Genomic DNA, 24602 nt, shown 5'->3' with positions numbered 1-24602 from the left:
CCTCGTGCCCCGCCGAGCTGTGTAGGGCGTTATACAGAAACAGTGCGCGAACAACCGTCCGGGTGAGGCCGGGCGATTCGCCCCGCACCCGGCGCGACCAGTACTGGTCGTCAGGCGGGGCCGTGGCGGTACCAGACCTCGGGGCGCCCCACCTGGCCGTAGCGGGGTTCGCGGTGGGCCAAGCCGTTGTCCGCCAGGTACTCCAGGTAGCGGCGGGCCGTGACGCGCGACGCGCCGATCGCGCTCGCCGCGCCGGCGGCGGAGAGCCCTTCGGAGGCGGCGGCCAGGGCGGCGGTGATCGCTTCGAGCGTCTCGGCGCTCATGCCCTTCGGCAGGGCCTGCTGCTCGCTCGTGCGCAGCGTCGCAAGCGCGCGGTCGATCTCGGCCTGGCCGGTGACCTCGCCCGAAGCCCGGTGGAACTCGGCGTAGCGCTCGAGCTTTTCCCGCAGCGAAGCGAACGTGAACGGTTTCAGCAGGTACTGCACCACGCCCACCGAGACCGCCGCCTTCACCAGCGCGAGGTCGCGCGCCGAGGTCACGGCGATCACGTCGATGGGCAGGCCGGCCGCGCGCAGTGAGCGGCACACGGCGAGGCCGTGGGTGTCGGGCAGGTAGAAGTCGAGCAGCACGAGGTCGACGGGTTCGCGCTCGCAGAAGCGCAGCGCGTCGCCGCCGGAGTGGACCACGCCGGCGACGCTGAAGCCGCCCACGCGCTCCACGTAGAGCCGGTGGGCCTCGGCGGCCACGGGCTCGTCCTCCACCACCAGCACGCGGATCACCGCAGCGCCTCCTGCCTCGGCAACCGGACCGTGAACACCGCGCCACCCTCTTGCCCGACGTCGACGCGGCCGCCGTAGCGCCGGACGGCCTGGGCCACCAGCGCGAGCCCGAGCCCGTGGCCCTCGGCCGCCTTCGTGGACCAGCCGCGGCGGAACATGTCCTCCACAGCTTCCTCCGGTACGCCCGGGCCGTTGTCGGCGACCCGCAGCAGCAGCCCGTCCTCGTCGGTCCGCGCGGTGACGACCACAGCCGGCCGGCCGGCCGCCCCGCGCGCGGCGGCGTCGATGCCGTTGTCGACGAGGTTGCCCAGGATCGTCACGAGGTCCCGGCCGGCGATCCCGCCGCCGAGGTCCTCGATCACCGTGTCGGGCGTGATCGTGAACTCGACGCCGCGTTCGCTGGCCTCCGCGGCCTTGCCGAGCAGCAGGGCCGCGAGCACGGGCTCGGACACCGCGCTCATCACGCGGTCGGTGAGCTCCTGGGCCAGCGCGAGCTCGGCCGTCGCGAACTCCACCGCGTCTTCGGGCCGGCCGAGCTCCACGAGGGAAACGACGGTGTGCAGCCGGTTCGCGGCCTCGTGCGCCTGCGACCGCAGCGCCTCCGACAGGCTGCGGGCGGTGGTGAGCTCACCCGTGAGCGTCTGCAGTTCCGTGTGGTCGCGCAGGATCACCACGGTGCCCTGCGCGCGCCCGCCGGAGCGCACGACGGTGGTACTGACCACCAGCACGCGCGTGTCGGTGAGGTGCAGCTCCTCGGTGCGCGTCTCGGCGGACACGAACGCGGCCACCAGCTCCGGCGGCAGCCCCAGCTCGACCAGCGGCCGCCCCACGGGATCCGCGGTGAGGCCCAGGAGCGTGCGCGCGCCGTCGTTGCACAGGCCGACGCGGCCGTCGCGCCCGACCAGCAGCACGCCTTCGCGCACGGAGTGCAGCACGGCTTCGTGGTACTCGAACAGGTTGCTGAGCTCACCGGGCGCGATCCCGCGCGTCTGGCGTTTGAGCCGGGCGCTCACGAGCCAGCCGCCGCACGCGCCGACCAGCAGCACCGCGGCCGCGACACCGGCGAGCGGCCATACCCGGTCGCGCAGCTCGGCGGAGATCGCGGCGATCGTGATGCCCACCGCCACCAGCGCGACGACGCGGTGGTTCGCGTCGAACACCGGCACCACGGCGCGGACGGAAGGCCCGAGCGAACCGGTGTAGGTCTCGGTGACCACGCCACCCTCCTGGGCGGCGGCGATGTGGCCGAGGAACGGCTGGCCGATCAGCGCCGGATTCGGGTGCGTGTAGCGGATCCCCTGCGGCGTCATGATCGTGACGAAGTCGACGTCGGCGTCGGCCTGCACCCGCACCGCGTAGGGCTGCAGCACTGCCGTCGGGTCCGGTGTGGACACCGCCCGCACCACTCCCGGCGAGTCGGCGATCGCGTGGGCGACCGCCAGCGACTGGTCGCGCGCCCGGTCGGTCGTCGTGCGGCCGGCGTCGAGGTACGCGATGGTGATCCCGCCACCCACGAGCACGAGCAGCACCGCCAGCTGGAGCACCAGCAGCTGGCGGGCGAGGCTCCAGCGGCTCGTCCGGGTCCGGGTGGGCGCAGGCACGTGCCCATACCAGCACATACGGGCGGACGGCAACACCCGGGTGGTGCGACGGCCCTCGCGTACCACTGTCCGAACCGGACTGGACCTCTCGTGCGAACTCAATGAACACAACGGTGACGCTGGTCATATCCTCCCCGCATAGTGACCGGCGTTCCACCCCTTCCCCGACTGGAGGCAACGGTGCCGACACCGACCCCCGAAGCGGCCGCGCCCCGGCGCGACCGCACGCGTTACCTTTATCTGGCCGTGATCGTCGCCGTGGTGCTCGGCGCCGCGGTCGGCCTGATCTGGCCGTCGGTCGGCAAGGAGCTCGCCCCGCTGGGCACCGGTTTCGTCAACCTGATCAAGATGATGATCGCGCCGATCATCTTCTGCACCATCGTGCTGGGCATCGGCTCGGTCGCGAAGGCGGCGAAGGTCGGCAAGGTCGGCATCACCGCGCTGGTCTACTTCGTCGTGATGTCGACGTTCGCGCTCGCGATCGGCCTCATCGTCGGCAACATCCTGCACCCGGGCAGTGGTCTGCACCTCAACCCGGCCGACGTCACCAAGGTCCACGACCAGGCCAAGGGCGCCGAGGGCGGCGTCGACTTCGTGCTCGGGATCATCCCGACCTCGTTCGTCTCGGCGTTCACCGAGGGCCAGACCCTGCAGGCGCTGCTCATCGCCCTGCTGACCGGGTTCGCGCTGCAGAAGCTCGGCCGGCGCGGCGAGCCGATCCTGCGCGGCATCGAGCACGTGCAGCGCCTGGTGTTCCGCATCCTGTCGATGATCATGTGGGCGGCACCGGTCGGCGCGTTCGGCGCGATCGCGGCCGTGGTCGGCGCGACCGGCTGGGGCGCGCTGCGCAGCCTGCTGGTGATCATGCTCGGCTTCTACGTGACGTGCCTGATCTTCGTCTTCGGCGTCCTCGGCGCGGTGCTGTGGGTGGGCGCGCGGGTCAGCATCTTCCAGCTGCTCAGGTACCTGGGCCGCGAGTTCCTGCTGATCCTGTCCACGTCGTCGTCGGAATCGGCGCTGCCGCGGCTGATCGCGAAGATGGAGCACCTCGGCGTGAGCAAGCCGGTCGTCGGCATCACGGTGCCCACCGGCTACTCGTTCAACCTCGACGGCACGGCGATCTACCTGACCATGGCGACGCTGTTCATCGCCTCGGCGCAGGACGAGCCGCTGGCCCTGGGCGAGCAGATCGGGTTGCTGCTGTTCATGATCCTGGCCTCGAAGGGCGCGGCGGGCGTCAGCGGCGCCGGCATCGCGACCCTGGCGAGCGGGCTGCAGTCGCACCGGCCCGAACTGGTCGACGGCGTCGGGTTCATCCTCGGCATCGACCGGTTCATGTCCGAGGCCCGCGCGCTGACGAACTTCGCCGGCAACGCCGTGGCGACCGTCCTCATCGGATCGTGGATGAAGGAGTTCGACCGCGACAAGTCCCGCCAGGTCTTCGCGGGGTCCGCGCCGTTCGACGAAGCCACGCTGCTCGACGAAGCGCCCGCACCGGTCACCACCGAGCCGCCCAGCGACCGGGGCGAACCCGTGGGTGCCTCCGCGGGCAACTGAAGCCGTTCGCACCCCAGGGCTCCTTCCGGCCCACACTCCCCCGCCGGGGTGCGAACACCCCCGTGTGCCGTGGTCGTGAGCGTCCCCCGTGCTCACGACCACGGCACACGCGTTTCTACTGCGCGTCGTAGACCTCGCGCGCCACGGCGATCGCCTCGCGGTGGCGCTGCGCCCAGTCCACGAGCCCCGACAAGGTGCCGTAGAGCTCCCGCGCCATCGGCGTCGCCTCGTACTCCACACGCGGTGGCACAGTCGGGTAGACGGTGCGCTCCAGCAGCCCGTCGCGTTCGAGGTTGCGCAGGGTCAGCGTGAGCATCCGGCGGCTGATGCCCGCCACCGAACGCTCCAGCTCCGTGAACCGCACCGGGCCCTGCGACGCCTCCAGCAGGATGCCGATCGCCCACTTGCCACTGATCCGGTTGAGCACCTCGAGCAGCGTGCACGCCTCGAGTTTCTCCGGGTCGATCGCGCTGACCTGCTCGGTCACAGCGGTGTTCCCCTGGGACATGAAAGTGCCTCCTTCCGCGCCCCTCGATGGTCACACAAGATGGTCGCAGTAACAAGAGATGCCCTGGGCGCGACCTGGGGATTCTCTTCGGTGATCGTTCTGGAGGGACCGAAATGCCGGAAGTCCGTCGGCGGGCCGTCGCACTCGTGGTGCTGTGCGCGGCCTCGCTCATGGTGGTGCTCGACGGGAGCATCGTCGCCGTGGCGCTGCCCTCGATCCAGGCCGAGCTGGGCTTCACGTCCGCGGGCCTGGCCTGGGTCGTCAACGCCTACCTCGTCGCGTTCGGCGGGCTGCTCCTGCTCTCCGGCCGCCTCGGCGACCTGCTGGGCCGGCGGCGGGTGTTCCTCGCCGGGCTCGTGGTCTTCACCGCGTCCTCGCTCGTGGCCGGGCTCTCGACCGACGCGGCGGTGCTGGTGACCGCCCGGTTCGTGCAGGGTGCCGGCGGCGCGCTCGCGTCGGCCGTGGTGCTGGGCATGATCGTGACGATGTACCCCGAACCCCGTGCGCAGGCGCGGGCGATCGGCGTCTTCAGCTTCACGCAGGCCTCGGGCGCGTCGATCGGGCTCATCGCGGGCGGCGCGCTCACGCAGGCACTCGACTGGCACTGGACCTTCTACGTGAACCTGCCGATCGGCGCCGCCGCGCTGGTGCTGGCGCCGCTGGTCGTGGACGCGGACCGCGGCCGCGGGTTGCGCACGGGGATCGACGCGCTGGGCGCGGTGCTCGTGACGGGCGGCGTCATGCTGCTGGTGTACGGGATCGTCGAGACCGGGGCCGCACTTCCCTTGGCGGGCGCGGTTTTGCTGCTCGTCGCGTTCGTCGTGCGCCAGGCCCGGGCCCGGACTCCGTTGCTGCCGCTGCGGCTGTTCCGCGTGCGCGCGGTCAGCGGCGCCAACGTCACGATGGTGTTCATGGTCGCCGGCATGATGGGCTTCCAGTTCGTGACCGCGCTGTACCTGCAGAAAGTGCTCGGGCTCGACGCGCTCGCCACCGGGCTCGCGTTCCTGCCGGCGCCGGTGATGATCGCGGTGTTCTCCCTGGGGATCTCGGCGAAGCTCAGCGCGCGCTTCACGCCGGGCGCGGTGCTCCTGGGCGGGCTCGTGGTGGTCGCGATCGCGTTCGCGCTGCTCACCACCGTGCCCACGGACGGCAGCTACTTCCTGCACGTGTTCCCGGCCCTGGTGCTCATGGGTTCCGGTGCGGGCGCAGCCATCCCGGCCGTGATGGGGCTGGCGATGTCCGGGACGGACCCGGCCGACGCCGGCGTGGCGTCGGGCCTGATCACCACCACGCAGCAGGTCGGCGCGGCGATCGGCACCGCGGTGCTCGCGACGGCCGCCGCGGCGCGCACGGCAGGACTGGCGTCGGAGGGGGCTCGCGCCGCACTCGCTTCGGGCTACCGGCTCGCGTACGGGCTGAGTGCGGGCTTCGTGCTCCTCGCCGCGGTGGCGGCGGCGCTCGTGCTGGTGCGCCGCCCGCGCCCGGTCGCGAAGCCGGACCTGTGCGTGGCGGGTCAGGCCAGGTAGGCGGCCAGGCCGCGGTGGCCCCGGCTCATCATCCACGCGTGGTTGGCGCGGAAGAACGGCCGGGCCACCGTGTCCAGCTTGCGCAGCAACGGTTTGCGGGCCCGCACGTGCTGCGTGATCTCCAGCCGCGTGCCCGCACCGACGGGGTGCAGCGCGCCGGCGAGGAAGCCTTCGAGGTCACCGCTCAGCCCGACGCGGACGTGGCCCGCGTCGGGGTCCTCTTCCTCGCGGTGCATGGCGATCACCAGCCGGTACGGCAGGCGCGAGCGGCAGACGACCTCGGCCGTGTCGTCGTCGAGGCGGCGGACCGAGCGCACGTCGGGCCACCACCGCGGATAAGCCTCGAGGTCCACGACGGCGTCGAAGACCCGGCGGGCCGGGGCGACCGGGAGCCACCAGGTGCTGGAAAACCGGTACTCCGCCCCCGCCACCGCCTTACACCCGCGCCGAGACCAGGTCCCGGCCGTCGAGGGTGACGATGCCGACCGAGGCGACGTCGGCCGGCGCGACCAGGGCCGAACCGTCGAGGCCGAAGCCCTGCGTGCTCCACTTCTCCGACACGAGCCAGCTGCCCGCGTCCCACTTCGCGCCGGTCTTGTCCGTGACCACGAGCTTGCACTTCTCGCCCGCGGGGATGCCCTTCACGGCCACGTGGACCTTGACCCAGCCGGCCGCGGGGATCACCGACGCGGTGAGGCTCGCGCCCGTCGCCGCGTTGGTGGCGGCCACGTCGCGGGTGCCGGGCACGGCCACCTGCTGAGCGGGTTCGGGCGCCGTCTGGCGGCCGATGAAGACCCCGCCGCCGAGCGCCACCGCGGCGACGACCGCCGCGGCCGCGATCGCGAGCCCCCGGCGGGAGGAGCCGCGGCTCGGGGCCGCGGCGGATTCGGCGGGAGCGGCCTGCTCCTCCTCGGCCCGGATCCGGCGCAGCGTGCGCTGCAGCAACAGGTCGCCGCCCTCGGGCGGGCCGTCGAGGAACGCCTCGGGCGGCACCTCGTCGAGCGCCTCCCGCAGGGCGCCGAAGTCCTTGAGCTCGAAGCGGCACTGCGCGCACGTGGCCAGGTGGCGTTCGAACTCGACCGCCTCGGCCGGGTCCAGCGCGCCGAGGACGTAGGCGCCGAGCTGAGTGTGCTCCTGCTCGACCGCGCTCATCTCACTGCCTCCGTTCCGCCGCTCACCATCGCCGCGCGCAGGGCGCGCAGCGCGTAGTAGGACCGGGATTTCACGGTGCCGGGAGCGACCCCCAGCATCTCGGCTGCCTCCGCCACCGATCTCCCTCGATAGTAGATCTCCACGAGCACGTCGCGATGGTCTTGCGACAACCCTTCGAGGGCTCCCAGCACCGTCATCGAGTCGACCACCCCCTGGGCGTGGTCGCGTTCCACCGGCGCCGCGAGCGTCTCCGGGCCTTCGGCCACCTCCGGCGGCCGCGAAGCGCGGGCCCGCGCCCGGTCCGTGACGAGGTTGCGCACCACGGTGAGCAGCCAGCCGCGCACGGACCCCTCGCGGTCGCCGCTCAGGTCGTCGGCGTGCTTCCAAGCCCGCACCAGCGTTTCCTGGACCACGTCCTCGGCGGCCGCGCGGTCGCCCGTGAGCCTGGTCGCGTAAGCCAGCAGGCTCCGGCCGTGTTCCGCGTAGAGCTGCTCCACGAGCCGCTCGGCGGCGGCCCGTTTCGGCCGCCCGCGTCCGATCGCCACCCTCGACCTCCCGACGGTGTTCTGGGTAGGCGAGGACAGTACTGCAAACCACGGCGTGAACGCCGGTCGTCGCCGCACGCCCAGCACCGCCGCCGTGTCCACCGGGAGATCGCCCCCTTTCCGCGTGCTCGACGTGTGCTCGATGCCGGGGTGAGAGTCCCCGACACCCCTCACACGGATGCCGGCGCGATGCGGTTCACCGCGAATTCAGAAAGTTCGCCGGGGAATTCGCCGCCGGAGGCGGGACGGATGGGTTGTGCCGGTGATCGGGACGCGGCTTGTCGATCACCGGCGCGGGTTCCTAAGCTGACGCGGCACCGCCGCCGCCTGGACGTCCCGGAGGCCTCGCCGTGCCCGTGAAAACCCGTCTCGCGCTCGCGGCGCTGGCTGTCCTGGTCACCGCCGGCTGCTCCTCGGCCCCGGCCGCGACTCCGGCGCCACCTGGGCCGGGCCTCACGGCGACGCTCACGACCCCGACGGACATCGACCTGCGCTGGCCCGCGGGCGACCCCGGCGCGGCCGGGCACCTGCTCGAATACGCGAACTCCGCCGGCGGCCCGTGGACGGCGCTGCAGTACTTCCCGCGCTCGCAGACCACCTACCGGCACCCGGACCTGATCCCGGAGACGCCGTTCTTCTACCGCGTGCGGGACTTCTACGGTCCCGTGTCGGCGGTGGTGCAGCCGGGTGCGCCCGTGCGCGCTGCTCCCCCGGCCGCGGCCGTGCCGGTGCGGACGCCGGGGGACGCGGCTGCTCCGGCCGACGTGACCGTGGTCCCGGCCGAGGACGCGTCGGTGCATTTCACCTGGGCGGATCGTTCGAGTGACGAGGCCGGGTTCCTGGTGGAGATCCGCAAGCCGGGCGCGGCGGGCTTCGTCCCGGTCGAGATCACCGACCCGGACACCACAACCTGCGCGCTGTCGCTCCTGCCCGACGAGCAGGGCTCCGCCTTCCGCGTGCGCGCGCTCTACTACGGGCCGCTCTCGCCGGTGGTCGACCGCACGACCGGCAGGGACTGACTCCCGCCGGTGCGGTGACCCGCGTTCGGGCCACCGCACCGGGACGGGTCAGGCCGGGTTGAGGACCTGGCCGAGGAACTCGCCCGTGTAGCTCTCCGGCACCGACGCGATGTGCTCGGGCGTACCTTCCGCGACGACCATGCCGCCGCCGGAACCGCCCTCCGGGCCCATGTCGATGATCCAGTCGGACGTCTTGATCACGTCGAGGTTGTGCTCGATCACGATCACCGTGTTGCCCTTGTCCACCAGCCCGTTGATCACGCCGATCAGCTTGCTGATGTCCTCGAAGTGCAGGCCCGTGGTCGGCTCGTCGAGGATGTAGACCGTCTTGCCCGTGGAGCGCTTCTGCAGCTCGCTCGCGAGCTTCACGCGCTGCGCCTCGCCACCGGAGAGGGTCGGCGCGGGCTGGCCCAGGCGCACGTAACCGAGGCCGACGTCGACGAGCGTCTGCAGGTGCCGGTGGATCGCCTTGATCGGCTCGAAGAACTCGGCCGCCTCCTCGATCGGCATGTCCAGCACGTCGGACACCGTCTTGCCCTTGTAGTGCACCTCGAGCGTCTCGCGGTTGTAGCGGGCGCCCTTGCAGACCTCGCAGGGCACGTAGACGTCGGGCAGGAAGTTCATCTCGATCTTGATCGTGCCGTCGCCTGCGCACGCCTCGCAGCGGCCGCCCTTGACGTTGAACGAGAACCGGCCCTGCTGGTAGCCGCGCACCTTGGCCTCGGTGGTGGCCGCGAACAGCTTGCGCACGTGGTCCCACACGCCGGTGTAGGTCGCCGGGTTGGACCGCGGGGTGCGGCCGATCGGCGACTGGTCCACGCGCACCAGCTTGTCGACCGTGTTCAGCCCGTTGACCCGGGTGTGGCGGCCGGGGACCTGGCGCGCGCCGTTGAGCTTGTTGGCGAGCACCTGGGCGAGGATGTCGTTGACGAGCGTGGACTTGCCCGAACCGGAGACACCGGTGACGGACACGAGGCAGCCGAGCGGGAACGACACGTCGATGCCGCGCAGGTTGTGCTCGCGCGCGCCCACGACCGTGAGCTGCCGCTTCTTGTCGACCGGGCGCCGGATCGCCGGCACCTCGATCGAGCGGCGGCCTGACAGGTAGGCGCCGGTGAGCGACTCCTTGCTCTTCAGCATCTTCTTGTACGGTCCACTGTGGACGATGTGCCCACCGTGCTCGCCCGCGCCCGGGCCGATGTCGACGACCCAGTCGCTCGCGCGGATCGTGTCCTCGTCGTGCTCCACCACGATCAGCGTGTTGCCGAGGTCGCGCAGGCGCGTGAGGGTCTCGATCAGGCGGTGGTTGTCGCGCTGGTGCAGGCCGATCGACGGCTCGTCGAGCACGTAGAGCACCCCCACCAGGCCCGAGCCGATCTGCGTGGCCAGCCGGATGCGCTGCGCCTCGCCGCCCGACAGGGTGCCCGACGCGCGGTCGAGCGAGAGGTAGGTGAGGCCGACGTCGAGCAGGAAGCGCAGGCGCGCCTGGATCTCCTTGAGCACCGCGCCGGCGATCATCGCCTCGCGCTGCCCGAGCACCAGCTCGTCGAGGAACTTCGACGCCTCGTCGATCGACAGGGCGCAGACCTCGGCGATCGAGCGCTCACCCTGCGTCTCGTGCTCCAGGGTGACCGCGAGGATCTCCGGCTTGAGCCGCGTGCCCTGGCAGGTGGGGCACGGCACCTCGCGCATGTAGCCCTCGTACCGCTCGCGCATGTACTCGGACTCGGTCTGCTCCTGGCGCCGCTCGAGGAACGGGATCACGCCCTCGAAGTTGGCGTAGTACGAGCGCTGCCGGCCGTAGCGGTTGCGGTAGCGCACGTGGACCTGCTCGTCGACGCCGTGCAGCACCGCCTTCTGGACCTTCGCCGGCAGCTGGCGCCACGGCGTGTCCATGCGGAAGCCGATGGCCTCCGACAGCGACTCCAGCAGGCGGATGAAGTAGTCGGCGCTCTGCCCGCCGGCCCACGGCGCGATGGCGCCCTCGCCCAGCGACAGCTCGTCGTCCGGCACCACCAGCTCCGGGTCGACCTCCTTGCGGATGCCGATGCCGGTGCACACGGGGCACGCACCGTAGGGCGAGTTGAACGAGAACGACCGCGGCTCGAGGTCCTCGATCGCGAGCGGGTGCCCGTTGGGGCAGGCCAGGTTCTCGGAGAACCCGCGCACGCGGTTCGGGTCGTTCTCGGGCAGGTCGACGAACTCCAGCTCGACCAGCCCATCGGCCAGCCGCAGCGCCGTCTCGACCGAGTCGGTGAGCCGCTGGCGCGAGCTCGTCTTCACGCTCAGGCGGTCGATGACCACGCCGATCTGGTGCTTCTCCTGCTTCTTCAGCTTCGGCGGGTCGGTGAGCGGGTGCACCTTCCCGTCGACGACCACGCGCGCGTAGCCCTGCTGCTGCAGGTTCTGGAACAGGTCGAGGTACTCGCCCTTGCGCCCGCGCACGACCGGCGCGAGCACCTGGAAGCGCGTGCCCTCGTCCATGTCGAGCACCTGGTCCACGATCTGCTGCGGCGTCTGCTTGCTGATCAGCTCACCGCACTTGGGGCAGTGCGCCTTGCCCGCGCGGGCGTAGAGCAGCCGCAGGTAGTCGTAGACCTCGGTGATCGTGCCCACCGTGGAGCGCGGGTTGCGCGAGGTGGACTTCTGGTCGATCGACACCGCGGGCGAGAGGCCCTCGATGAAGTCGACGTCGGGCTTGTCCATCTGCCCGAGGAACTGCCGCGCGTACGCCGAGAGCGACTCGACGTAACGGCGCTGCCCCTCGGCGAAGATAGTGTCGAAAGCGAGGCTCGACTTGCCCGACCCGGACAGGCCCGTGAACACGATCAGGCTGTCGCGGGGCAGATCGAGGTCGACACCGCGGAGGTTGTGCTCGCGGGCCCCGCGAACAACGAGGCGATCAGCCACGCCCACGTCCCTTCAATTCAAATCTCGGCTCGGAGGCCGGCCCGGTGGAAGTCCTGCACGGGCGGCCGCGTCCATGCTAGGACCGACCACCGACAGAAACCGGGCTCTGGCTCTTCGACCTGGGCTTTTGCGGGTTCCTGGGCGGTTTTGCCCGCCCGCCGGGCGGTCCGGCGACGACCGTTCCACCCACGCGGTGAGCGCTCGGCCGGCGACCGGCACCGCGGGAGCCGCGGCCGGCCGGGGACACCGATGTCCGGCAGGGCGCGCGCCAGGACGTAACCCGGTTCCCGGCGCACCAGGTAGAGACCATACGAGATCCCGGCGAGCCGGGTGAGCGCCGGGGCGACCCCGCGCGGGGTCCTGGGGCATCGCCCGGTGGAACGGGAAGACGTGCAGGTCCGGTACCACAATACAGGCCGCGAAGAGCAGCTCGAGGCGTCAGGACGCCGGCCGAAGGAGACGTTCACGACAGGGATCGGCGTGCGGCGCGGGTCGAAGGTCGACAACCGAACCACGGTGAGTACGACCATCAACACCCAGACGAGCCACATCATCACTCGATCGGTGCGCCACCGCCGCGAGGCAGCGCAGAACGCTCACCTCCGCCACGAACCGCGCCGGGCGTAGGTGCTCGGGGGTGGGACAGACCGCGTCGACCCGGCTACCGTGTGGACGTGAACATCGCCGACACCTACACCGGGCACGTCGAACCGGGCGGCGACGCCGCCCGCCGGACGCTGGACGCGCTGACCATCACCAAGCTCTCCGTGGGGCCGATGGACAACAACGCGTACCTGCTCGTCTGCCGCGCCGAGAACGAAGCGCTGCTGATCGACGCCGCCAACGACCCCGAGCGCATCTCCGACCTCATCGGCCACGGCCCCGACCGGCCCGCGCTGCGCACCGTCGTGACCACCCACCAGCACCAGGACCACTGGCAGGCCCTGGGCGCCGTGGCGGGCGCCAACGGTTCCAACACCGCCGCGCACCCCCTCGACGCCCCGCCACTGCCCGTTCCCCCCGACTTCCTGGTCGAACACGGCGACACCCTGAAGGTCGGCCAGGTCACCCTCGAGGTGATCCACCTGCGCGGCCACACGCCGGGCTCCATCGCCCTCCTGTACCGCGACCCGGCCGGCCACCCCCACCTCTTCACGGGCGACTCACTGTTCCCGGGCGGGGTCGGGAAGACTTCGTCGCCGGAGGACTTCGCGTCGCTTCTGGACGACGTCTCGGCGCGGATCTTCGACGAACTGCCGGATGAGACGTGGTTCTACCCGGGGCACGGGGATGACTCGACGCTCGGCGTGGAGCGGCCGAAACTGGCGGAGTGGCGTTCGCGCGGTTGGTGAGCTGAAGGTTTGTTCGAACCGGGCTGTCTGGGTTTCAGGCAGCCCGGTTTTGTTTCGCCTGAGACAGATGGGGCCTCAGACGAAAGGACCGAGCAGTTCGAGCGAGCTGACCGAAACGGCGGCGTCGGCCGATCAACCTCGTTACCTGGCACCCTCGTCGAACGGGTCGTCGCGGCGCGCTGAGCGGCCGCGTTTCGTTTACAGGACCGCGATGTCGCTGATGCGCCACTGGCCGTTGTCTTCCGTGGCGGTGAGGCGGACCTGGGCGCCGCCGCTGGAGGTGTCGGGGGTGGCGGCGCGGGAGGTCGTCGGGTCGGCGAAGACGAGGACGTGGGCGGTCGTGCCGGTGATGTCCTTGATGCCGATGGTGCGGACGCGGCTGGTGAGGGTGAGGTGGTTGGGGACGGCCTGTTGCTGGACGGCCGAGAGCAGCTGCCGGTACTGGGTGACGGCGTTTCCGGTGAGGTACTGGTCGGCGGCCCGTTGGGTTTTGGCGACGTCCTGGTAGTCGAGGGAGAAGACGGCCTCGAAGGCGGCGCTGAGCTGGCCAGTGACGGCGGAGGTGGCGGCGCTGTCGGAGAAGGCGGTGTTGGCGGCCGGGCCGGAGGTCGTGGACTGGTGGGCTTGCCAGGCGAACCAGCCGGCGGCGGCGAGGAGGACGACGGTCAGCGCCGACAGGCCGACGGTCACCCGGCTGCGGAGACGGTTGCCCGGCGCCGCGGTTGCCGGTTCGGCTGAAGCGGCCGGCGAGGCATCATCGGCGGGCGGCTCGGGATCTGAGTCCGACGTGGCGGCAGGGCGACTGCTCGGGGCGGCGTCGGAGTCCGGTGTGCTCGCAGCACGACCCTTCGATTCGATCCCGGAGTCCGGTGCGACCGCACCACGATCCTTCGATTCGATCCCGGAGCCCGGCGCGACCGCACCACGGCCCTTCGATTCGATCCCGGAGCCCGACGCGACCGCACCACGGCCCTTCGACTCGATCCCGGAGTCCGGCGCGACGGCTCCAGTCTCGGCGGCGAGGCCCGGCCCCACGGCCGGCTCGATCACGTCGACGGCCGAGGCCGCGGAAGGCTGCGCGGCGCGGGGTTTGCCGGCGACCGCGGTGCGGCGCGGGCGGGGGGACGGCGGGCGGTGGCGGGTGAGGGCCATGGCGGGAATCCGTTCGGAAGGGGCTCAGAGGCTGACGGTGACCGGCTGCACGGCGGAGAGCTTCCAGCCCTCCGGGGTCCGCGTGACGGTCGCCTGGAAACGGTTGCGCTTGACCGCCGCCGGGGTGGCGCCCTGGCGCGCGGTGACTTCCACGACGGCCATGAGCTGCGCGGTGCCGGCCTGCGCGTCGAGCTGGGACAGCGCGGCGTCGAGGACGCGGGCGGTGGTGGTGCTCTTGGCGGTCTGCAGGGCCGTGACGCCCTGGGCGTGGCCGGCACGGATCTGGTCGAGCAGGGGGCCGGTGGTGACCGTCTCCCACTTGCGCAGGTCGGCGTCCGCGGTGGTGTAGTTCGCGGTCGTCAGGGTGGCGACGGCGGTTTCGCCCGCGGCCTCGGCCGCCTCACGATCGGCAGCGATCGAGACGGGGTCGCTGTGGGCCGCCGAGGCCCACCACCAGCCGGTGCCGGCCGCGGCCAAGGCGGCGATCACCACGGCCACCGCGGCCAGTCGTTTTCCGGAGAAGCGCATGGGAATCCTCATTTCGCGCGAGCCGAGCCGACCGAGCCGGCCGAAGTCGTGGCCGGAGTCCCGGCCAGAGATGGACCAGGAGCGGAAGTCGAGACACGGCGCATGGAAATCCTCACTTCGCGCCGAACAAGCCGGCCGAGGTAGCGACGACGAGCAGGTCGCGCAGAAATAGCCCCGAGGCCGTAGCCGAGACAGGGCACAAAAGAAGTCCTCACCTCGCGCGAGACAAGCCGAGCAAGCCGGGCCAGGGCGGAAGCCGAGACAGGACGCACGGGAATCCTCCCTTCGTGCGAGACAAGCCGAGCGAGCCGGCCCGGGGTGGAAGCCGAAACGAGTCGCATGGAAATCCTCACTTCGCACCGGAAAGGCCGAGCAGCCCGGCCAACGACGTAGGCCCGGAAAGAGCCGGAACCCCCAGCAGGCCCGGCAACGGCGCACCACCCACCGGAGACCCACCGGAAGACCCAACCGCCGGAGGCGGCACCGCAAGCGGCTTCCCGCCGTAAGGCGCGTTCTGCGAGCCCCGCACCGAGCTCGGGCTCCCCGGCGGCAGGGCGCAGTACGCCGTGGTGTTCGCCGGCGCCTGGGCGACCTGGTCGGCGGGCCGGCGAACCGTGTTCTCGTAGCCGCGGGTGCAGACGTACGGGTCGAAGAAGTTGAGCACCAGGCCCAGGTGCGCGGTGCCGTCGCCGGGGACGACGGTGTTGGCGAGGGTCATGAGCTGGGGGTAGGACACGAGGATGTCCTCGATGCCGTCGCGGCGGGGGGCGATGACGTCGGCCGTGGTGAGCAGGTTGGCGAGCAGCACGCTGAGCTGCGGGCCGGTCTCGGTGAGCACGGCGTTGATCTGCTGGGCCGCCTGCGGAGCGGCCGTGATGAGGTGCCGGAGGTCGCCGTCGGAGGACTTGAGCTGGGTGGCCAGCACGCGGAGGTTGGCGGAGAAGTCCTTGATCTGCGCCGATTGCGTGTTCTGGGTGTCGAGTACGACGCGTGCGCTGGACAGGAGCTGCGAAGTCTCGTCGACGTGGTCGAGCGCCGCCGCGGTGAAGGTGTCCGTCGAGTCCAGCAGCTGCCGCAGGTCGGGCGCGGCGGAGCCGGACAGGGCGTTGTCGAGCTCGTCGACGACCGTGCGCAGCTGGTCGGTCGGCACGCTGCCCGCGAGTGCCTCCACGTGGTCGAGCAGCTGCTCGGTCGGCACCGGCGTCTGGGTGTCGCGCGAGGCGATGACCGAGCCGTCGCCCAGGAACGGGCCGGAGCCGGTGCGCGGCAGCAGGTCCACGTACTGCTCGCCGACCGCGGAGCGGTTCGCCACCACGGCCTCGACGTCGGCGGGCACGGGCGGCGCGTCGCGGTCGAGGACGAGGTCGGCCTCCGTGCCGCCCTGCGCGCCGAGGCCGACGGCGCCGACCTTGCCGACAGTCACCCCTCGATAGGTGACGTCGGCGTCGGGGTAGATGCCGCCGGAGTCGGCCAGCTCGAGGTGCACGGTGGCGCCCTGGCCGCCGAAGAACCGGCCCAGCCCGGCGTACCGGACGCCGACGTAGCCGACGGTCACCAGCGACAGCACGACGAACACGAGGATCTTGAACCGGGTGCCCCGCGTCAGCATCTACAGCCCTCCCAGGATAGCCCTCCCAGGATCGCGCCGAGCACGCCGCCGAGACCCGGCGCCGAAGCAGGCGGAGCGGACGGACCGGATGGGACGGCCGTGCCCGGCAGCGGCAGCACCGGCGAACCCGGCGGCAGCGACCGCGAGCCCAGCACCGAGATCGGCAGCCGCGGCGCGCCCAGGATGTTCGGCAGCACCGAGTCGAGGTCCAGGTCGAGTTTCGCCGTGAAGTTCGTGTAGTCGCCGCGGATCGAGTCCAGCGACTTGGTGTTGAACGGGAAGGTCAGCAGATAGTCGAGGCTGCGCGGGATGTCCTGCCCGGTCTTGGTCAGCTGCTCCAGCGTCGGCCCGAGCGAGCGCAGGTCGGCGACGAGGTCGGCCTGGCTGCGCCGGACCGTGTCGACGGTGACGCCCGACAGCGACGTCAGCGCCTGCAACATCCCGACGAGCTGCCCGCGCTGCTGCTCCAGCACCTGCAGACCGGGCCCGAGGTCCGCCAGCGCGCGGCCGAGGTTGTCGCGCTGGCCCTTCAACGTCGTGGCGAGCCGGTCGAGGCCGTCGAGCGCGCGCACGATCGTGGCGCGCTGGGCGTCCAGGGCGGACACGAGCGAGTCCACACTGGACAGCAGCCCGCGCAGCTCGCCTTCGTTGCCCTTGAGCGCCTTGGTCACTTCCTGGCTGATGGTGCGGATCTGCTCCACTCCCCCGCCGTTGAGCAGCAGCGACAGCGCGCCGAGCACCTCCTCCACCTCGGGGTAGCGGTTGGTGCGGTCGGCGGTGATCACGGCGCCGTCGGCGAGCGTGCCGGCCGGTTTCCCCGCAGCGGGCGGGGAAAGCGCCACGTACTTCTCTCCCAGCAAGCTCGACTGCACCAGCTGCGCATCGGCGTTCGCCGGCAGGTGCACGTCCCCGTTGACGGTCAGCCGCACCTGCACCGTCCAGCCGTCGTCGCCGAGGTCGACGGAGTCGACGCTGCCCACCGGCACGTCGTCCACCTTCACCGCGGCGTGCGGCACGAGGTCCAGCACGTCGGGGAACTGCACGGTCACGTGGTACGGGTGGTCGCCGGTGTCGGCGCCACCGGGCAGCGGCGCGTCGTACAGCCCCGAGTAGTCGCCCGCGCCGCAGCCGGACACCAGCAGGCAGACCGAACCCAGGGCGAGCACGCGGAACCGGTTCATCGGGCGCCTCCGGCGGTCACGAGCGGCAACGGCAGGTTCCCCGTCTGCAGGCCGTTGAGCACCTGCGCACCCGAAGGCAACGGCACCACGCCGTTGAGAACGGGCGCGAGCTGGTCGCACGCGTCGGCGAGCGTGGCCGGCAGCTGCTTCGGCGTGCTCTGCCGCACGAGCTTGCACACGGTGACCAGCGGCGGCGAGGTCAGCTCGTTGATGTCGAGCCGCGCGTCGAGGGTGCCGCTGGTCTCGTTGTACGCGTTGACCAGGTTGTTCAACGCCAGCGGCGCCACGTCCAGGATCTCCGCGAGCGACGCCCGCTGGTCCGAGAGCACCTGCGTCACCGCGGCCAGGTTGTCCACATTGGACTTGATCCCGGCGCGGTTGTCCCGGATGAAGCCGCGCACCCGGTCGAGCGCAGAGCCCAAAGTGGACAACGCCGCCGCGAGCTGGTCCTTCTGCCCGGCCAGGAAGCCCGACGCGTCGGACAGCCGCCCGGTCAGCTCGCGGAACTGGCCGTCGCTGCGGGCGAGCGTGGTGGTGAACTTCTGCAGGTTGTCCACGGTGCTGAACAGGTCGCCGCTGTTGTCCGACAACGTCTTGCTCAGGCTGCTGAGGTCGTGCAGCGTCTGGTTGATCGTCTGGCCGGTGCCGTCGAGGTTCTTCGCCGCGGTGTCGAGCACGTCGGTCAGCGCGCCGCCGGAGTTGGCGCCCTTCGGGCCGAGCGCGGTGCTCAGCTGGTCGAGGCTCTGGTACAGCTGGTCGATCTCGGCCGGCGTCACGGTGCGCTCGCGCGGGATCACGGCGCCGTCGGCCAGTGCCGGGCCACCGAGGTACACGGGGGTGAGCTGCACGTACCGGTCGGCGACCAGGCTCGGCGCGACCACGACCGCGCGCGCCGCGGACGGGACCGACACGTCACCGGACACCGACAGCACCACCTGCACGTCCGAAGCCCGCGGTGTCACGCTCTCGACGCTGCCCACCTTCACCCCGAGCACCCGCACGTCGTTGCCCGGGTACACGCCGATGGCGCGCGCGAAGTACGCGGTGAACTGCCGGTCGCCCGGCCGCGACGAGAGCCACCACAGGCCCGTCGCGGCCACGAGCCCCAGCACGACGGCGACCACGGCGTAGCGGAACGCGTGCCGACGCACCGCACCGACGAAACCCATCAGTTCCCTCCCGGCACGCCGGAGTTGGTCCCCGCGGGCAGGCAGCCCTCGGGGTTCACGACGAGGAGATCGAGGTTCACGTTCGGCGGGACCACGCCGCACGCGTAGGTGTCGAACCAGCGGCCGTTGCCCAGGGTGTTGGTGAAGACCCGGTAGAACGGCGCGAGGTTGCGCAGGCCCGCGGCCAGGTTGTCCTGGTTGTTCTCGAGCAGCGTGGTCACCTGGTTCAGCTGGTCGAGCGCGGGTTTCAGCTGCGCCTCGTTGTCCTGCACCAGCCCGCTGACCTGCACGGCGAGCGACTGCGCGCCCGACAGCAGCGCCGCGATCGCCTGCTCGCGCGCCTGGATCTCGCCCAGCAGCAGGTTTCCGTCCGACAGCAGCTTCTGGAACTGCTCGTCGCGGTCGGCGAGGATGCCGCTCACCTCACGAGTGCTCGCCAGCAGCGCCGCGAGCTGCTGGTTGCGCGAGGACACCGTCTGCGACAGCGCGGACAGCCCGCCCAGCGCCTCCTTCAGCGACTCCGGCGTGCCGCGGAACGCGTCGGAGATCGTGGTGAAGCTCTGCGCCAGCTGCTGCGTGTCGATCTGCCCGACGGTGTCGGACAGGTGCTCGACCGCCGTCGTCACGTCGTAGGGCGACACCGTGCGCGAGCGCGGGATCACCACGTCCGGGTCGAGCGGTGCGGTGCCCTCGGGGTCGAGCGCGAGGTACTTCTGCCCCAGCAGCGTCTTGATCTGGATCGACGCCGACGTCTGGTCGCCCACCCACGCGTTCTTCGCGGTGAAGGCCACGCGCACGTGGTCGCGCTCCAGCGAAACGTCTTTGACGGCACCGACTTTGACACCGGCGATCCGGACCTCGTCGCCGGAGGTCAGCCCGGCCGCCTCGGAGAACTCGGCCGCGTAACGCGTGCCGTCGCCGATCACCGGCAGGTCCTCGTAGAAGTACGCGGCGAGGCTGCCGAGCAGGATCACGACCACCCCGACGATGCCGATCGGGACCGGGTGACGTTCTTCGAAGGCCTTCACCGCGTGCACCTCGCCGGCTGCTGCGTGGCCGGCACCGGCAGCACCGGCACCTCCACGTCGAGGGAGCTGATGCCGACCTGGCCGGTGACCTGGCAGGCGTAGAAGTTGAACCACGACCCGTACGTCGCCGTCGGCGTGATCTTGGCGGCGTTCTCGGGCAGGTGCTGCAGGAACTGCTGCACCAGATCCTGGCCCTGGTTGAGGTTCGCCGCGAGCGAGCCGAGGCCCGCGATGTCGCGTTTCAGCGGCTCCCGGCCCTGCTCCAGCAACCCGGACACGGAGCTGCTCACGTCGGCGAGCGCGCTCACCGAGTCGCCGATCGGCTTGCGGTCCGCGGCCAGGCCGGACACCAGCTGCTGCACGGTCGTGACCAGCCCGGCGAGCTGGTCGCCGTGGCTGGTGACGGTGTCGAGCACCGAGTTGAGGTTGTCGATCACGCGCCCGATCACCTCGTCCTTGCCCGCGATGGTCGACGCGAGCGAGGCGGTGTGCTGCAGCAGCGAGGTGATCGTGCCGCCCTCGCCCTGCAGCACCTGGATCAGCTCGTAGGACAGGCTGTTCACGTCGTCGGGCGAGAGCGCCTGGAACAGCGGCTTGAACCCGTTGAACAGCACGGTCAGGTTGAGCGCCGACGTCGTCTGCGTGAGCGGGATGGTCGCGTCGGCCGCCAGGATCGGGCCGGGCGCGGCGGAGTCGCGTTCGAGCGCGATGTAGCGCTGGCCCACCAGGTTGCGGTACTTGATCTCGGCGTGCACCGCGGCCGGCAGCTTGCGCCGGCTGTCCACGGTGAACTCGACGAGCGCCAGCTTCCGGTCCGTGATCCCGATCTCGGACACCGAGCCGACGCGCACGCCGTTGATGCGCACGTCGTCGCCGGTGTTGAGCGCGGTCACGTCGGAGAACACCGCGCGGTAGCTCGACTCGCTCGAGAACGTGATGTTGCCGATCGTGAACGCCAGCAGCGCCGTGGCGAGCACGGTGACCGTGACGAACACGGCGATCTTGAGCAGCGTCGGCGTGAGGCTCCTCATCGGACGGTCACCTCCGTTCCCCGGTACAGCGGGCCCACGAGCAGCGAGCTCCACGACGGCACCTCGGTCTGCGGCGCACCCAGCTGCGGTGCCAGCAACGCCGACAGCAGCTGCTGCTCCGCCCCCGAGTTGGCCAGCGCCGCACCGCCGCCGCCGACGGGCGACGAACCGTCCTGGATCGGCCGGCCCTCGGGGTACTGCGGCGCCTTCTCCCCCGGCTGCAGCGAGTAGCAACGCGGGCCGCGGTGCTCGTCGTAGGCCGGCGTGTCGTGCCCGGGCACGTACTTGCCGCGGCTGTTGGCGATCTCGATCGTCAGGTGCAGCTTGTGGTCGCCGTCGGCGCCGCCCCAGACGTCGTCGAGCTTCGGACCGAAGTCGGCCAGCTGCTTCGTCAGGCACGGGTACTCGGGCGCGTAGCGCTCCAGCAGGTCCAGCGTCGGGCGCGAATCGCTCGTGACGCGGATCAGGTTGTCCTTGTTGGCGGCCAGGAAGTCGCGCAGATTCAGCCCGGTGGTGGTGAGGTCGGCGTAGAGCGAACGCAACGAGTCCTGTTGCTGCGCAATCGTTTTCGTCGTCGTGGTGAGGTCGCTCAGCGCCTGCAGCAGGTCCGGCGCGGCCTGGTCGTAGGTGTCCGCGACACCGGGCAGCGCGGCGAGGTCGGCGGTCAGGTCGGGCACCGACGGGTTGATCCGGCGCACGTAGTCGCCGAGCCGCGTGAGCGTCTGCCCGAGCTGCTCGCCGCGGCCGTCGAGCGCGTCGGACACCGCGTTGAGCGTGGTCGAGAGCTTCTGCGGCTGCACGGCCTGCAGCACCGGCATCAGCTTGTCGAGGATCTGGTTGAGCTCCACGGCCTCGGCGCTGGTGTCCTGGTGGATCACCGCCCCCTCGGTCAGCCGCGCGATCGCCGGGTGCGCCGGCTCGACGAGGTCGACGTAGCGCTCGCCGAAGAGCGTCTTCGGCAGCAGCCGCGCGGTCACGTCCGCGGGGATCAGCGTCGCTTGACGCGGATTGAGCGCGAGGGTGAGCGAGGTGCCGTCGCCGGAGGTGGTGATTTCGCGCACCTCCCCCACGAGGACGCCGCGCAGCTTCACGTCGGCGAGCCGCGTGAGCTGGTTGCCGATGTGCCCCGCGCGCAGCGTCACCGTGGTGACGGTCGTGAACACCTTGTCGTAGGCGGCGATCGTCAGGCCCAGGAAGGCGAGGATCGCGGCGAAGTAGGCCAGCCCCATCAGGCGCCGGGGCACGGCGGGCAGGCGCCCGCGTTCGGTGGTCATCCCGCGATCCGCACGGTCGTGGTGGTGCCCCAGATGGCGAGGCTGAGGAAGAAGTTCAGCACGACCACCGTCACGATCGCGCTGCGCACGGCCTTGCCCACGGCCACGCCCACCCCGGCGGGCCCGCCGTTGGCGGTGTAGCCGTGGTAGCAGTGGATGAGGATCAGCGCCACCGCGAACACCAGCACTTTGCCGAAGGACCACAACACGTCCCCCGGTGGCAGGAAGAGATCGAAGTAGTGGTCGTAGGTGCCGGCAGACTGTCCATTGAGGACGACGGTGATCTCCCGCGAGGCGACATACGAGCTCAGCAGGCCCAGCGCGTACAGCGGGATGATCGCCACGAACCCGGCGACCATCCGCGCCGTGACGAGGAACGGCAGGCTCGGGATGCCCATCACCTCGAGCGCGTCGATCTCCTCGGAGATCCGCATCGCGCCCAGCTGCGCGGTGAAGCCGGACCCGACAGTGGCCGAGAGCGCGATGCCCGCGACCAGCGGCGCGATCTCGCGCGTGTTGAAGTACGCGGACACGAACCCGGTGAACGCGGCGGTGCCGATCTGGTTCAGCGCCGCGTAGCCCTGCAGGCCCACGACCGTGCCGACGAACAGGCTCAGCGCCATCATCACGCCCACCGTCCCGCCGATCACGGCCAGCGCGCCCGTGCCGAAGCTGACCTCCGACAGCAGGCGCGTGATCTCACGCGGGTAGCGGCGCAGCGTGCGCGGCGTCCACAGGAGCGCGCGCAGGTAGAACCACAGCTCGTCCCCGTGCCGGTCGAGCGAGCGCACGGGGGCGCCGGCCAGGCCGAGGAAGTCTTCGCGCAGGGCGCGCGTGGTGGTCGTCATCAGCTCCCCTTGGCGGGAACGATCTGCAGGTAGATCGTGGTGATCACGAAGTTGGCGAAGTACAGCAGCAGGAAGGTGATGACCACGGCCTGGTTCACCGCGTCGCCGACCCCCTTGGGCCCGCCCGAGGGGTGCAGCCCGCGGTAGCAGGCCACGATCCCGGCGGTGAACCCGAAGATGAACGCCTTGAGCTCGCTCACCCACAGGTCGGGCAGCTGCGCCAGCGCGTTGAAGCTCGCCAGGTAGGCACCGGGCGTGCCGTCCTGGAGGAAGACGTTGAAGACGTACCCACCGGCCACGCCGACGATGCTGACCAGGCCGTTGAGCAGCACGGCGACGCCCACCATGGCCAGCACGCGCGGCACGACCAGGCGCTGGATCGGCGAGACGCCCAGCACCTTCATCGCGTCGATCTCCTCGCGGATGGTGCGTGCGCCCAGATCCGCGCAGACAGCGCTTCCTCCGGCGCCGGCGATGATCAACGCGGTCACGATCGGCGCGGCCTGCTGCACGGTGGCCAGCACGCCCGCGGCGCCGGTGAACGACTGCGCGCCCAGCTGTTTGGTCAGCGAGCCGAGCTGCAACGCGATCACCGCCCCGAACGGGATCGCCACCAGCGCGCTCGGCAGGATCGACACGCTCGCCACGAACCAGAACTGGCCCACGAACTCGCGCGTCTGGAACGGCCGGCGCGGCACGAGCCGCAGCACGTCCAGACCGAGGGCGAACATCCGGCCGGTGTGGCCGAACGCGCGCGAGCCGGGAAACGTCCACGCGGTGCTCATGAGACCTCCTCGACGCGGTGCCGGCCCGCGTGCTCGACGCCGTAGCGCCGGCGTTCCTCCGGCGTGAGCGACGCGAGGATCCCGTCCTGCGCCGCTTCGGGCAGCGTCGGCAGGAGCCGCAGCACTCGGTCCTTGCGCCGTGCTTCACCCGGGCGGGCCGGCAGCCCCGGCGCGGGCTGCATCTGCGGCGGGATGCCCACGACCTCTTCCACGCCGCCGGCGTGGTGCCCGGCGGCGAACTTCGCGCGTTCGGCGGCCATCGTCGCCGAGTCCTTCTCCTCGCTCATGCCGATCGGGCCGTCCATCCGGCCGTTGAGGAACTGCCGCACCACCGGCTCCTCACTGGTCAGCAGGACCTCGCGCGGCCCGAACATCACGAGCTCACGGCGGAAGAGCATGCCGAGGTTGTCGGGGACGGTCCGGGCGAGGTTGATGTTGTGCGTGACGATGAGGAACGTCGCGTCGCTCTGGGCGTTGACGTCGAGGAACAGCTGCGAGATGTAGGTGGTGCGCACCGGGTCGAGGCCGGAGTCGGGCTCGTCGACGAGCACGATCTCCGGGTCGAGCACGAGTGCGCGGGCCAGCCCGGCGCGTTTGCGCATGCCGCCGGAGATCTCGCCGGGCAGCTTGCGGTCGGCGCCGGACAGGCCCGTGAGCTCCAGCTTCTCGTGCACGATCCGCCGGATCTCGGTCTCCGACTTGCGGGTGTGCTCGCGCAGCGGGAACGCGATGTTGTCGAACAAGGTCATGGAGCCGAACAGCGCGCCGTCCTGGAACAGCACCCCGAACAGCTTGCGCACCTCGTAGAGCCGGTGCTCCGAGCACGTGACCACGTCGACGCCGTCGACCACGCAACGGCCGCGGTCGGGCTTGAGCAGCCCGATCAGCGACTTGAGGAACACCGACTTCCCGGTTCCCGAGGGACCCAGCAGGACGGACACCTCACCCGGGGGCAGGGTGAGGGTCACGTCCCGCCAGATCGTCTGGCGCCCGAACGACTTCGTCAGGCCCTCGACGACGACTTCCGCACCCACCGTTGTGCTCGCCC

General features: G+C 71.2%; 22 protein-coding genes. 4 read left to right on the top strand and 18 right to left on the bottom strand.

Annotated features, from left to right (window positions below):
- Nucleotides 1-110 precede the first annotated feature (110 nt).
- Both AB0878_RS19445 and AB0878_RS19440 read right to left on the bottom strand, forming a co-directional pair.
- Nucleotides 111-779: a response regulator gene (locus AB0878_RS19445; RefSeq protein WP_366581616.1), complete on the bottom strand. Its 669-nt coding sequence runs from the start codon at nucleotides 777-779 to the stop codon at nucleotides 111-113.
- The gene (locus AB0878_RS19440) at nucleotides 776-2398 is read right to left on the bottom strand and encodes a sensor histidine kinase (RefSeq protein WP_366581614.1); all 1623 of its coding nucleotides are present in this window, start codon (nucleotides 2396-2398) and stop codon (nucleotides 776-778) included. Before AB0878_RS19440 ends, AB0878_RS19445 begins: the two co-directional genes overlap by 4 nt.
- 162 nt (nucleotides 2399-2560) lie before the next feature.
- Here AB0878_RS19440 and AB0878_RS19435 point away from each other — a divergent pair, with 162 nt between their 5' ends.
- The gene (locus AB0878_RS19435; RefSeq protein ID WP_366581612.1) at nucleotides 2561-3937 is read left to right on the top strand and encodes a cation:dicarboxylase symporter family transporter; all 1377 of its coding nucleotides are present in this window, start codon (nucleotides 2561-2563) and stop codon (nucleotides 3935-3937) included.
- A gap of 115 nt (nucleotides 3938-4052) precedes the next feature.
- Here the strand turns inward: AB0878_RS19435 and AB0878_RS19430 are convergent, their stop codons facing one another.
- Nucleotides 4053-4445 (bottom strand): helix-turn-helix domain-containing protein, encoded by a 393-nt coding sequence (locus tag AB0878_RS19430; protein WP_366581610.1) that lies wholly within the window; start codon nucleotides 4443-4445, stop codon nucleotides 4053-4055.
- Nucleotides 4446-4558: 113 nt separating this feature from the next.
- On the opposite strand from AB0878_RS19430, the gene AB0878_RS19425 reads away from it, so the two are divergent.
- Nucleotides 4559-5971, top strand: a complete 1413-nt coding sequence (locus AB0878_RS19425) for an MFS transporter (protein WP_366581608.1) — start codon at nucleotides 4559-4561, stop codon at nucleotides 5969-5971.
- Here AB0878_RS19425 and AB0878_RS19420 read toward each other — a convergent pair.
- From AB0878_RS19420 to AB0878_RS19410, 3 genes are read right to left on the bottom strand one after another with little or no spacing between them, the layout of a single operon-like run.
- Nucleotides 5959-6402 (bottom strand): SRPBCC family protein, encoded by a 444-nt coding sequence (locus AB0878_RS19420; RefSeq protein WP_366581607.1) that lies wholly within the window; start codon nucleotides 6400-6402, stop codon nucleotides 5959-5961. The two genes, AB0878_RS19425 and AB0878_RS19420, sit on opposite strands and share 13 nt — an antisense overlap.
- A gap of 4 nt (nucleotides 6403-6406) precedes the next feature.
- Nucleotides 6407-7123 (bottom strand): zf-HC2 domain-containing protein, encoded by a 717-nt coding sequence (locus AB0878_RS19415; RefSeq protein WP_366581604.1) that lies wholly within the window; start codon nucleotides 7121-7123, stop codon nucleotides 6407-6409.
- Entirely contained in the window at nucleotides 7120-7668 is a 549-nt protein-coding gene (locus AB0878_RS19410; protein ID WP_366581602.1) for a sigma-70 family RNA polymerase sigma factor, read from the bottom strand. The genes AB0878_RS19415 and AB0878_RS19410 overlap by 4 nt, the downstream gene beginning before the upstream one ends.
- A gap of 350 nt (nucleotides 7669-8018) precedes the next feature.
- On the opposite strand from AB0878_RS19410, the gene AB0878_RS19405 reads away from it, so the two are divergent.
- Nucleotides 8019-8687, top strand: a complete 669-nt coding sequence (locus tag AB0878_RS19405; protein WP_366581600.1) for a fibronectin type III domain-containing protein — start codon at nucleotides 8019-8021, stop codon at nucleotides 8685-8687.
- A 48-nt stretch (nucleotides 8688-8735) separates the two neighbouring features.
- Here AB0878_RS19405 and uvrA read toward each other — a convergent pair whose 3' ends face one another.
- On the bottom strand, nucleotides 8736-11597 hold the full coding sequence (uvrA, locus tag AB0878_RS19400) for an excinuclease ABC subunit UvrA (RefSeq protein ID WP_366581598.1): 2862 nt from the start codon (nucleotides 11595-11597) through the stop codon (nucleotides 8736-8738).
- A gap of 674 nt (nucleotides 11598-12271) precedes the next feature.
- On the opposite strand from uvrA, the gene AB0878_RS19395 reads away from it, so the two are divergent.
- Nucleotides 12272-12949, top strand: coding sequence for an MBL fold metallo-hydrolase (locus AB0878_RS19395; RefSeq protein WP_366581596.1), 678 nt, complete (start codon nucleotides 12272-12274; stop codon nucleotides 12947-12949).
- A 198-nt stretch (nucleotides 12950-13147) separates the two neighbouring features.
- On the opposite strand, the gene AB0878_RS19390 is transcribed toward AB0878_RS19395, so the two are convergent.
- The 11 genes from AB0878_RS19390 to AB0878_RS19340 all read right to left on the bottom strand — a co-directional run bounded on the left by AB0878_RS19390 (nucleotide 13148) and on the right by AB0878_RS19340 (nucleotide 24588).
- Nucleotides 13148-14101, bottom strand: a complete 954-nt coding sequence (locus AB0878_RS19390) for a hypothetical protein (RefSeq protein WP_366581594.1) — start codon at nucleotides 14099-14101, stop codon at nucleotides 13148-13150.
- A gap of 24 nt (nucleotides 14102-14125) precedes the next feature.
- The gene (locus AB0878_RS19385) at nucleotides 14126-14629 is read right to left on the bottom strand and encodes a hypothetical protein (RefSeq protein WP_366581592.1); all 504 of its coding nucleotides are present in this window, start codon (nucleotides 14627-14629) and stop codon (nucleotides 14126-14128) included.
- A 349-nt stretch (nucleotides 14630-14978) separates the two neighbouring features.
- Nucleotides 14979-16238 carry an MlaD family protein gene (locus tag AB0878_RS19380; RefSeq protein WP_366581590.1) on the bottom strand — a complete coding sequence of 420 codons (1260 nt, stop codon included), beginning with the start codon at nucleotides 16236-16238 and terminating at the stop codon, nucleotides 14979-14981.
- Complete coding sequence (locus AB0878_RS19375) at nucleotides 16232-17419, bottom strand: MCE family protein (RefSeq protein ID WP_366581588.1); 1188 nt, start codon at nucleotides 17417-17419, stop codon at nucleotides 16232-16234. Before AB0878_RS19375 ends, AB0878_RS19380 begins: the two co-directional genes overlap by 7 nt.
- Nucleotides 17416-18588 carry an MCE family protein gene (locus tag AB0878_RS19370; protein WP_366581586.1) on the bottom strand — a complete coding sequence of 391 codons (1173 nt, stop codon included), beginning with the start codon at nucleotides 18586-18588 and terminating at the stop codon, nucleotides 17416-17418. Before AB0878_RS19370 ends, AB0878_RS19375 begins: the two co-directional genes overlap by 4 nt.
- Nucleotides 18588-19616 carry an MCE family protein gene (locus AB0878_RS19365; RefSeq protein ID WP_366581584.1) on the bottom strand — a complete coding sequence of 343 codons (1029 nt, stop codon included), beginning with the start codon at nucleotides 19614-19616 and terminating at the stop codon, nucleotides 18588-18590. The genes AB0878_RS19370 and AB0878_RS19365 overlap by 1 nt, the downstream gene beginning before the upstream one ends.
- Nucleotides 19613-20647, bottom strand: coding sequence for an MCE family protein (locus AB0878_RS19360; protein WP_366581582.1), 1035 nt, complete (start codon nucleotides 20645-20647; stop codon nucleotides 19613-19615). Before AB0878_RS19360 ends, AB0878_RS19365 begins: the two co-directional genes overlap by 4 nt.
- Complete coding sequence (locus tag AB0878_RS19355) at nucleotides 20644-21921, bottom strand: MCE family protein (RefSeq protein WP_366581580.1); 1278 nt, start codon at nucleotides 21919-21921, stop codon at nucleotides 20644-20646. The genes AB0878_RS19360 and AB0878_RS19355 overlap by 4 nt, the downstream gene beginning before the upstream one ends.
- Nucleotides 21918-22769, bottom strand: coding sequence for an ABC transporter permease (locus AB0878_RS19350; protein WP_366581578.1), 852 nt, complete (start codon nucleotides 22767-22769; stop codon nucleotides 21918-21920). The genes AB0878_RS19355 and AB0878_RS19350 overlap by 4 nt, the downstream gene beginning before the upstream one ends.
- Nucleotides 22769-23554, bottom strand: coding sequence for an ABC transporter permease (locus AB0878_RS19345; RefSeq protein WP_366581575.1), 786 nt, complete (start codon nucleotides 23552-23554; stop codon nucleotides 22769-22771). The genes AB0878_RS19350 and AB0878_RS19345 overlap by 1 nt, the downstream gene beginning before the upstream one ends.
- Complete coding sequence (locus AB0878_RS19340; RefSeq protein ID WP_366581573.1) at nucleotides 23551-24588, bottom strand: ATP-binding cassette domain-containing protein; 1038 nt, start codon at nucleotides 24586-24588, stop codon at nucleotides 23551-23553. The genes AB0878_RS19345 and AB0878_RS19340 overlap by 4 nt, the downstream gene beginning before the upstream one ends.
- Nucleotides 24589-24602: the final 14 nt, after the last annotated feature.

Origin of the sequence: Amycolatopsis sp. NPDC047767 (assembly GCF_040704195.1) — a bacterium.
Lineage (GTDB): Bacteria > Actinomycetota > Actinomycetes > Mycobacteriales > Pseudonocardiaceae > Amycolatopsis.
Note: the sequence above shows the minus strand (reverse complement) of the source record. Positions and strands in the feature narration are given on the sequence as shown.

Coding starts and splice junctions, on each gene's coding strand:
- AB0878_RS19440 (WP_366581614.1), bottom strand. CDS start 2,398: ATGTGCTGGTATGGGCACGTGCCTGCGCCCACCCGGACCCGGACGAGC.
- AB0878_RS19430 (WP_366581610.1), bottom strand. CDS start 4,445: ATGTCCCAGGGGAACACCGCTGTGACCGAGCAGGTCAGCGCGATCGAC.
- AB0878_RS19425 (WP_366581608.1), top strand. CDS start 4,559: ATGCCGGAAGTCCGTCGGCGGGCCGTCGCACTCGTGGTGCTGTGCGCG.
- AB0878_RS19415 (WP_366581604.1), bottom strand. CDS start 7,123: ATGAGCGCGGTCGAGCAGGAGCACACTCAGCTCGGCGCCTACGTCCTC.
- AB0878_RS19390 (WP_366581594.1), bottom strand. CDS start 14,101: ATGGCCCTCACCCGCCACCGCCCGCCGTCCCCCCGCCCGCGCCGCACC.
- AB0878_RS19385 (WP_366581592.1), bottom strand. CDS start 14,629: ATGCGCTTCTCCGGAAAACGACTGGCCGCGGTGGCCGTGGTGATCGCC.
- AB0878_RS19380 (WP_366581590.1), bottom strand. CDS start 16,238: ATGCTGACGCGGGGCACCCGGTTCAAGATCCTCGTGTTCGTCGTGCTG.
- AB0878_RS19375 (WP_366581588.1), bottom strand. CDS start 17,419: ATGAACCGGTTCCGCGTGCTCGCCCTGGGTTCGGTCTGCCTGCTGGTG.
- AB0878_RS19370 (WP_366581586.1), bottom strand. CDS start 18,588: ATGGGTTTCGTCGGTGCGGTGCGTCGGCACGCGTTCCGCTACGCCGTG.
- AB0878_RS19360 (WP_366581582.1), bottom strand. CDS start 20,647: ATGAGGAGCCTCACGCCGACGCTGCTCAAGATCGCCGTGTTCGTCACG.
- AB0878_RS19355 (WP_366581580.1), bottom strand. CDS start 21,921: ATGACCACCGAACGCGGGCGCCTGCCCGCCGTGCCCCGGCGCCTGATG.
- AB0878_RS19350 (WP_366581578.1), bottom strand. CDS start 22,769: ATGACGACCACCACGCGCGCCCTGCGCGAAGACTTCCTCGGCCTGGCC.
- AB0878_RS19345 (WP_366581575.1), bottom strand. CDS start 23,554: ATGAGCACCGCGTGGACGTTTCCCGGCTCGCGCGCGTTCGGCCACACC.